Genomic DNA, 9,581 nt, shown 5'->3' on the forward strand with positions numbered 1-9,581 from the left:
GTGCTCTTCCGATCTGGTGGAGGTTTTTTTTTACTGTAATTGCCAACGTGAAAGGGTATTCAATTCTACATTTTATCATCGCGCAAAATTCGTTTTGCGTCGGTTTGAGCATTGATGAGGAAAATATCATGTTTCATAATGCAGAAATTGTGTTGGGATTGGAGGGCAAATCGCTGTCGATCGCCCAAATTCCCACTACAGAAGAAGTAGCAGTTATCTTTTCGAGTCCTCAGTTTTTTGTAGCGTTGAGCGCAGGAATATTGATGGCTTTTGCCTTTCAATTTTTATTAACAAATTTGTCGCTGGCAGCTAAGTTTTCCGATCGAGACGATGCGATCGACTTGGATGCGGACAATGAAGATAGCTGGGGCAAAAAGTTTCGCCAAATTGAAGCAAAAGTAGGCGCTTGGGCTTTATTAACTGTCAATACGGCTTTGTTTATCGCTTGCTTTTTGGCAGTTAAGTTGAGCTTGGTTAATAGCATCACTTTAGGTGCTATAATCGGTGTTGCCATCTGGTCTGGTTACTTTTTGTTGCTCGTTTGGATGAGTTCTAATGCTGTTGGTTCTTTAGTCGGTTCCGCAGTTAAAACAGCAACTTCTGGCGCTCAAGGAGTGATGGATATCGCAACGGCAGCTATGGGTGCTGGTGCTACTAACAAACAGATTGTCAATACTGTAGAAGCCTCTGTGGCTGCGGTTCGCAAGGAATTATCTTCTGCGATAGACCCGATCGGCATCCGGAACAATGTTGAAGATTATTTGGGTGATTTGCCATTACCAAAACTAGATTTGAATACGATTCGCGGTGACTTAGAAAGGTTACTCGGCGATGTGGATGTCAGGTCTTTAGCTAATAGCGATGTTTTGCAGAATGTCAATCGCGAAACTTTTGTAGACTTGGTTGCCAGTCGCACCGATTTCTCGAAAAAAGATATCGATCGCGTGGCAGATTTGTTAGCATCTGTTTGGCAGCAATCGTTGAATCGGCAGGTTAAAGATCCGCAAGCTGAATTGGTAAACTATATCAAGTCTGCCAGTCCGGAAGATCTGAAATCGGGCAATTTAACTGCTAGGCTAGCACAAGCGATCGGCGGCAACGGACACGATAAGAAAGAGTATAGCAACGGCGTGATGGACAAAGCCGTACAAGCTGGTGTTGGTGCAGCGATGACGGCTGTTTTGTCAAGAGTAGATCTGTCGGATGCAGATGTAGAAAAGATTTCTTCACAGCTGCAACAACTGGCAGGACAAGCAACAGATAAAGCGCAGCAATTTGGTAATAAGGTAAAAGAAAATTTGCCTTCGCTACCGCAGAGTAACCCGATGCTGGGAGATGTGGAAAATTATATCCTCAATTCCCAACCTTGGCACCTGAATCGAGAAACTATCAAGCAGGAATTCCAAGAAGTTATTCACGATTTAGAAGCTGCACCGGGATTAGTTCGTAAGCAATTGGAACAACTGAATCGCGATAATTTCGTGCAATTCTTGAATCAGCGCGGCGATTTCGATGATGATAGGGTAAATGAAATTGCCGACCAGTTTGAAGAAATTCGCATGGAAGTTTTGAATACTGTTCAAACTGGTGAGTCGGAAGAAAAATTGCAAGACATTCGCAGTCGCATTGAAAATTATCTGCGATCGACTGGTAAGGAAGAGTTGAATCCGGAAGGGATCGAACGCGATTTTACCGCACTTCTAGAAGATCCGGATGCGGGATTTGAGGCGTTGCGCGATCGTCTCGGTAAGTTCGATCGCAATACGTTGGTAGAATTGCTGGGACAGCGCGAAGATTTCAGTCAAGAAGAAGCAGACCAATTGATCGGTCGCTTGGAAGAAACTCGCGATCGCGTCCTCTCGCAAGCACAAGAAGCGCAAGAACAAGCGAAATCGAAAGCGCAAGAACTTCGTCAGCGGGTAGAATCTTATTTGCGCGATACTAATTTGGAAGAATTAAATCCAGATGGGATCGCGCAAGATTTCCAAACGCTGTTTGAAGACCCGCAAGCAGGATTGAAGGCGCTGCGGGAAAGATTATCGCAATTCGATCGCGAAACTCTGGTACAATTGCTGAAGGCACGCGGCGATCTCAATGAAGAGCAAATAAATCGATTTGTCGATCGCATTCAATCGGTACGCGATAACATTCTGCAAGCACCGCAACAAGTTAGCGAGAAAGCTAAGGAACAGTACGATCGACTGATAAATCAAATTGGCGATTTTCTGCGAAACACTAACTTGGAAGAACTCGATCCGGAAGGGATTAAGCAAGATTTTGCCAAACTTTTTGAGAATCCCAAAGAAGGTGCGGTGGCGCTGCGAGAAAGACTTTCCCAAGTCGATCGCGAAACTTTGGTCAAATTGCTGAGTCAGCGAGAAGGCTTGACCGAAGACCAAGTTAATCAGACAATAGATAAAGTGCAAGATGCCATTAACAGTGTTGCCAAACAACCTCGTCGCTTAGCATCTCGCGCCAAAGATAAGGTCTACGATTTCCAAGCAACTTTAGAAAATTACCTGCGAAATACGAACAAGCAAGAACTCAATCCCGAAGGTATTAAGCGAGATTTGCAATTGCTGTTCCGTCATCCCAAAGAAGGAATGGGAAATATTGGCGATCGCTTCAAGCAGTTCGATCGTTCCACCTTGGTATCCCTGCTATCGCAGCGGGAAGATATCTCGTCAGAAGAAGCGAATCAAATTGCCGATCGCATCGTATCTGTACGCGATCGATTCGTCGAACAAGTGCAGAACGTTCAAGGTAAAGTACAATCGGCGCTTGATGGTGTATTCGATCGCATTCGCAATTACTTTAATTCCTTGGAACGTCCCGAACTGGACTACGAAGGAATCAAGCGCGATTTCCGCAAATTGTTTGACGATCCGCAAGCAGGATTTGATGCTATTAAAGAACGTCTGAGTCAGTTCGATCGCGATACGTTAGTTGCCATTATCAGTTCTCGCGAAGATATTTCGGAAGCTGATGCTAATCGGATTATCGATCGAATTGAATTTGCACGCGACAGCGTAATGCAGCGTGCGGAATACCTGCAAGAACAAACGAAGCGACGCATTGAAGATATCAAGCATCAAGCTAAAAAGCAAGGCGAAGAAGCTCGTAAAGCTGCTGCAACTGCTGCTTGGTGGCTATTCGGTACGGCTGTTACTTCTGTGGCGATATCCGCATTGGCGGGAGCAATAGCTGTAGGTGGTTTTAACCTGTTTGGATAAAGGTTTAATTGACATTTAGTTAAATGATAGGCTGGCGAAAGCTGGCCTATTTTTTTGTGCTGTTTTATGATATCCAAACATCTCTAGAATTTTCAATTCTCCATCACTTGTCGTATTTTCTGCACTTGCTTGGGTGCGTCGATTTGTTCGTAAGCTAAAATAGCCGCTTCAAAATTTGTGCGACTATTGTCGATATCTCCCATTTGTTGATAAGTCAATCCTTTTTCATAATAAACTTCTGCCAAATCGCTTTTAGCTCCTATTTGCGCCAACAGTTCTATAGCTTCATCGTGCTTAGCAATGGCGGTTTCAAAATTTTCTAAATTGCGATACAGGACGGCGAAACCATTGATAGCTTGCGCTTTTGGCTGAATGCACTGAATTTTGTCAGCATAAGATAATGTTTGAGCGAATATTGCTAAAGAATTTTCATTTTCTCCTAAATTTCTATATACTATGCCAGCGATATATAAGCTATATACATGACTCCATGTTGTTAAGATAGCTGTTGGTAGTTGGCGATAAAGTCGATCGGCTTTCGCAAACAAAGCAGATGCCTTTTCTCGGTCGTGTTCGGCAAAGTCTTTGTTTGAATATATGACTGCCAAACTGAACCAAGCAAACGCTAAAAATAGCGGGTAGTTAGTTGCTTCGGCTAATGATTCAACTTCTTGGTAAGATTTTATGGCGGCTTCAGTTTCGCCGAGAATGAGTTGACAAGTACTTTGGCATAATAAAGATATTATATTTTGTTGACCGACTTTTAAACAAAGCTTGTCTGTAGCACTATCTTGAGAATGCGATCGCAGGTAATTTACTCCCTTTTCTATGGATATTTGATATAGTTCTATAGCTTTTTTAATTTCACCTAAATGATGGTAATGTCGTCCTAAATAACTGCTTAATATGGTCAAAGAGTATTCGTTTTCAATTTTATCTATTATAGCTGCGCTCTTACAAGCAATATGTTGTATCAAACCAAACCTGTCGAAGGCATAATTAAGGCTTTCTGTTTCCCCCATGCTACTTAACGTAGTGGGCCGATCTTTTAAAATTACTTGACAAGCTAGCTCGAATTCGTTTATTGCTACGTAATGATGATAAGCTTCTAAAGCTTTAAACGCATCTTCGATATCGTCAACTATCTCAACACTTGCAGTCCAAAATTCTGCCGCCTTTTCATTGGCAAACTCCCATTCATCGCTCGCTCTCAGCCTCTTAATAGCTTCGGCGCGAATTACCGAATGCAGCCAATATTCATTTTTGTAGAAATCGATTAACGAGCGATCGCACAGCGCTTTTACAACATATATGCGTTCCTCCGAAGGCACATCCCACAATAAAGAGAAAATTCCTTCTAGGGAGATCGATCGCACATCTTGATAGCGATAGCATCCCAGACGACATAAAAGTTTATAAGCTTGCGGATCGAGCTGTTCCAAGCGGTTAAACTGATTGACAACTAAATTTTCTAAATCTCCTTGAATCAACAAATTATTTTCATTGTCTTGCCAAAAATTATTGCTATCCCCAGACCAATCTTTTTGTATAGTTCCGCTCAAAATTCGCATGGCCTTCGCATTACCGCTATAAGCTAGGTGCATGGCATTTAAACAACGAGGCTCGACAGAGAGATTTTGGTTGAGCAAAAATTGTTCCCACGCACTTATATCCAAACCTGGTAGCCGATAATTTTGAAAATTTACCGCCGATTCTCCCAATCTCTCCCGACTGGTAATTAAAGTCAAGCAATGAACAGAAGCGTCAGCCAGCACTCTCAGTAATTCCACATAATCTCGATGTGCGGGGATAAACTTACCATTTCCATCTAAAGCAGGTTCGAGGTTATCAATTAAAATACCGACTTTTCGATTTGGTTTTCGCAGTTGCATCCTCAACCGTTCTAGAGAAATGCCAAAATCTCTCGCAGGTTCCTCTTGAAAGTGTCTTCTTAACCATTCCTCTACTACACTTCTGGCATTCGTAATATTCTGGGTTTCTTTAGCCATCCAAAGGTCTAGAATTACGTCAAAACCCTGCGTTGCCAAGTACTGACATGACAATACGGTCTTGCCTACACCTCCCTCACCCTGGATGAGAATTATTTTTGTTCCTTGCTTAACCAAAATCTGGAGGTCTGCGATCGCTTTCTCGCGCCCAAAAAAATAAATATTATTAGAAGCTTTTAAATTTTCTTCTAACTGGGTAGAAGAGATAGAATTGGACATGGCTAAATTTCAAGATTTTGGTGTATGCTAAATTCTCACAAGTCTAAATCATTAGACAACTCAGTTACAAGCAAGACAGTCCCCCGGCTTCGCACTTAGAGTGGTAAGCAAAAAGGGTAAATTTGCCGAAATGCTTTCTGGCTAAGAAATTAGCCAGAGAGAGTGTGGCGTTTGGGGAGTAGGGAAAAATAACCATATCTTGCACCCTAGAGCATCTGTCAAGTATTCGCCCATTCAGGCTAAGGAACCGGATTTATTGGCTTAAAAAATCTGAAATTTTCCTATAACTACTCGAAGAAACCCCATTTCTTAAATGATTTGGGACAAAAATAGATTCTCACACCTGATGCCAAAAAACATAATAATATAGTTATTTGTCAGTATAACTCGCCAGTCAGCAGTAAATAATAAAGTGCTTTCACCTGAAAACGCGAACATCGATAATATCCTCAAAGCATTCCAACACTTCGGGGTTAATCTCGGATTAGAACGGATTCAACAACTTCTAGCCGACTTAGGTAACCCCGATCGCCAAGTACCTATGATCCACGTTGCCGGAACTAACGGCAAAGGTTCGGTTTGCGCCTATCTCTCCTCCGTATTAACGGCAGCAGGTTATCGCGTCGGACGATATATTTCTCCTCATTTAATCTCTTGGAACGAACGCATCTGTCTCAACGAAAAACCAATTTCTTCTCAAGAATTACAACAATTACTCCTACAAGTCCAATCCGCTATTAACCCAAATGCAGAATCTCCCACCCAGTTTGAAGTTATCACCGCCGCCGCTTGGTTGTATTTCGCACAACAAAAAGTAGATGTGGCAGTAATGGAAGTGGGATTGGGAGGAAGACTGGATGCAACTAATATTTGTAATTCTCCCTTGGTAACAGTCATAACTTCTATCAGTCGAGAACATTGGCAAGTGCTGGGCCCAACTTTAGCGGATATCGCCAGAGAAAAAGCGGGTATCCTCAAACCGGGATGTCCTGCTGTTATCGGTCAGTTACCGCCAGAAGCAATAACAGTTGTGAAAAACCGCATTCAGGAATTAGGTTGTCCGGCGATTTTCCCAGAACCTGCGATCGCATTACCAACACCAGGGGAAAGATGGGCGGAATATCAAGGAATTCAATATCCTTTACCCTTGTTGGGAGATTTCCAATTGGCAAATTCCGCGTTGGCGATCGCATCCCTCCAACTCCTCCAACAACAAGGTTGGCAAATTTCTCAGGATGCGATCGTTTCTGGGATGGCAAATACTAAATGGCTGGGAAGAGTGCAATGGACAAGTTGGAAAAATCAGCGCATATTAATAGATGGCGCTCACAATCCCGCAGCTGCGATCGTTCTCCGTCAATATGTCGATAGCTTAGATACAAAATCTGTCACCTGGGTAATGGGAATCCTCTCTAGCAAAGATTGTGACGATATCTTCAAAGCCTTACTTCGATCGTGCGATCGATTATTTTTAGTGCCAGTTCCAGACCAAAGTTCTGCTCATCCAGAAGATTTAGCAACTCTCGCTCGTCAGATCTGTCCGGAATTAGCTTTAGTCGCAACTTATCCCGATCTAGTTTCTGGTTTAGAAGCTGCGATCGCATCCGATCCCGGTTTACTTGTTTTGTGCGGTTCTCTTTATTTAATCGGTCATTTCTTAAGTCTCGATCGTCCTACTCCCGCAAACAATAACCCACACCTCTAACTGTGTGAATCAGACGTTTTTCATTACCTTCTTCTAGCTTCAGGCGTAGGTAGCGGATATAAACCTCAATAATATTGGAATCACCCATGAAATCGTAACCCCAAACTTTTTCTAAAATTTGCTCTTTCGTGAGTACCTGACGGGGATGACTGAGGAGGTAGTCGAGTAAATCAAACTCTTTAACTGTTAGTTCGATGCTGCGCTGACCCCGGAATACTTCGCGAGTGCGGCGATTTAAGCTGATGTCTTGAAATTGCCACAAATCTGTTCCATCTTTATCTTCCTTTGTGCGACGCAGATGAGCGCGAATTCTGGCGAGGAGTTCTTCAATGCTGAAAGGTTTCACAACATAATCATCAGCTCCTGCATCCAAACCTGCAACGCGATCGCTCACTTCATCTCTTGCTGTGAGCAAAATTGCTGGTGCTTTAATACCTGTTGTCCGCAAACGGCGACAAAGTTCAACTCCCGTCAGTCCCGGTAACATCCAGTCTAAAATCAGCAGATCGGGTGCAGTCTCTCGTGCTAGTATCAGACCGCTCATACCGTCGTGCGCCACGCTGACGCGATACCCCTCGCTACACAATTCTAATTCGATAAACCGAGCTAGCTTAATTTCATCTTCGACTAAGAGAATGTGTGCAGTTGGGGTCATGGCGGTTCTATCTCCACTCGCACAAGATAAACTTTCCATTAGTTCTGGCTGATGCTTGTAGTTTTGCGGTTGATTTTCCCTTGCTCGATCGAGTAAGTTCTGTAAAATTTGTACCATGCGTTCGGCTTCTTGGGTAGCTGTTTGCAGTGCTTGACGTTGAAAATCGGTCAAATTGTTACCGCGACGCAGCAAACTTTGCAGGTATCCGTAAACCAAGCTGAGCGGTGTACGCAGTTCGTGGGAAATGCGATCGGCAAAATGTTTTTGTTGCTCTTTCACATCATTAACAACAACAGTGAGTTCTCCTACTTCCCGTTGGAGTAGCTGGTTGAATTGACGAAAAGGCTGAACGGATTGTGCCAGGATATAAGCTGTCAGTATGATTAATGTGGGGAAAAATAGTCCGATCCCGATTGCCAAATTGCGGATAATTGCGGCGGCGTCTAATTGTAATTCCGTCACATCTTGTGCGATATACAACTGGCTACCTCCTGACAGTGCTTTGCTTGCGATCGTCAAGTGATATCCAGCCATTTGATAGCGTCGAAATTGAGCGGGTAAAAGCTGAAGAGACATCAAAGTAGGTTGAATATTTTTCAGCTTTGAATTCAACTGTTTGGACTGCACCATCACTTTGCTATCTGCTTGCTTGACCCAAAACCACATGGTTGGAGATGACCACCGATCTACCATTGTTTGCAATGTATCTAACGAATCGGTAAATTCGTTAGTGTCTTCCATGTCTTTAGCAAAGTGAGTCGCTGCTAAATTTACCGTTTGTTGAGAGGTTGTCATTAATAAGCGATCGACTTTCCAGCTTGTCCAGATTGCCATACTCACCAAAACTGGAATTACTATCAGCAATATTTTTATAGTTATGCGGAACAGTAGAGAGTCGTAATTTCTCCAGGTGACTTTAATTATTTCTATAAGTTTATTAATTAGCTTTCCCATTGCTTTATAAATTCATAGTTTATTATTGGTTGATAAAGGAATGTAAATACTAGCGATCGTCCCCGTTTCTCTAGCAGACTTAATCGAAAATATGCCGTTGTGAGCATCTACAATTCGTTTGACGATCGCCAGTCCTAAGCCAGTTCCTCCAGATTTTGTAGAACAGAATGGTTGCGTTAGTTTCGGTAAAATATGAGATGGAATGATAGTACCGTCATTACGAATTTGGAGGCAAGCTTGTCTCAAATCTTTACTTAGTTCGACTTCACAGGTAACCGCTTCTCCGGGTGCGATCGCTTCACATCCATTCCGCACCAAGTTAATCAATACCTGCTTTAGTTTATCTTTATCTCCCATAATTGTAACTCCACTTGATGTCGGGATAAACTCTATTTTTCGTTCCACTGCTTCAGGCATTTCCCTCAGAACAGAGAGCATTTTTTGAATTAACGAATTTAGCTCTATTTCTTCTAATTGTAGGATTTGAGGTTTGGCATAATGTAAAATTTCGTTCAACAAATTTTGCAGCCGATAAGCTTCATCAATTGCTAAAGCAACTCTTTCTCTATCTGGCGCGGTAACAGACTTTTTCTTAAAATAATTTAAACCCATCATTATCGTAGTGACAGGGTTGCGGATTTCATGCACGATCGTCGCCGCAAATTCCCCGATTGCTGCCAATCTTTCCTGTTCGATTAATTTAGTTTGAGTGGCTCGCAGTTCCTCAGTGCGTTTCGCGACTTCCGCTTCTAAAACTTCATTAAATTGTCGCTGCTGCTGATAGAGATTGTAATCATTAATTGCCG

At 42.7% G+C, this 9,581-nt stretch carries 5 protein-coding genes and 1 pseudogene; 2 read left to right on the plus strand and 4 right to left on the minus strand.

Annotated features, from left to right (window positions below; translation table 11 throughout):
• Positions 1–128: 128 nt before the first annotated feature.
• Positions 129–3,233, plus strand: coding sequence for an MFS transporter (locus H6S82_RS08445; protein ID WP_190470814.1), 3,105 nt, complete (start codon positions 129–131; stop codon positions 3,231–3,233).
• Between the two features lie 92 nt (positions 3,234–3,325).
• Here H6S82_RS08445 and H6S82_RS08450 read toward each other — a convergent pair whose 3' ends face one another.
• Positions 3,326–5,461: an ATP-binding protein gene (locus tag H6S82_RS08450; protein ID WP_190470817.1), complete on the minus strand. Its 2,136-nt coding sequence runs from the start codon at positions 5,459–5,461 to the stop codon at positions 3,326–3,328.
• A gap of 412 nt (positions 5,462–5,873) precedes the next feature.
• Here H6S82_RS08450 and H6S82_RS08455 point away from each other — a divergent pair, with 412 nt between their 5' ends.
• Positions 5,874–7,166, plus strand: coding sequence for a Mur ligase family protein (locus H6S82_RS08455; RefSeq protein WP_190470820.1), 1,293 nt, complete (start codon positions 5,874–5,876; stop codon positions 7,164–7,166).
• On the opposite strand, the gene H6S82_RS33330 is transcribed toward H6S82_RS08455, so the two are convergent.
• From H6S82_RS33330 to H6S82_RS08465, 3 genes and pseudogenes are all read right to left on the minus strand, one after another.
• Positions 7,135–7,821, minus strand: a complete 687-nt coding sequence (locus tag H6S82_RS33330) for a response regulator transcription factor (RefSeq protein ID WP_242056866.1) — start codon at positions 7,819–7,821, stop codon at positions 7,135–7,137. The two genes, H6S82_RS08455 and H6S82_RS33330, sit on opposite strands and share 32 nt — an antisense overlap.
• An 84-nt stretch (positions 7,822–7,905) precedes the next feature.
• A pseudogene (locus H6S82_RS34305) lies at positions 7,906–8,775 on the minus strand (histidine kinase dimerization/phospho-acceptor domain-containing protein); the annotation flags it as partial.
• Positions 8,776–8,787: 12 nt separating this feature from the next.
• Positions 8,788–9,581, minus strand: a 794-nt coding sequence (locus H6S82_RS08465; protein ID WP_242056865.1) for an ATP-binding protein, incomplete at its 5' end; no start/stop codon positions are given.

It is taken from the genome of Planktothrix sp. FACHB-1355 (genome assembly GCF_014748295.1).
In the GTDB taxonomy this organism is placed as follows: domain Bacteria; phylum Cyanobacteriota; class Cyanobacteriia; order Cyanobacteriales; family Aerosakkonemataceae; genus Aerosakkonema; species Aerosakkonema funiforme_A.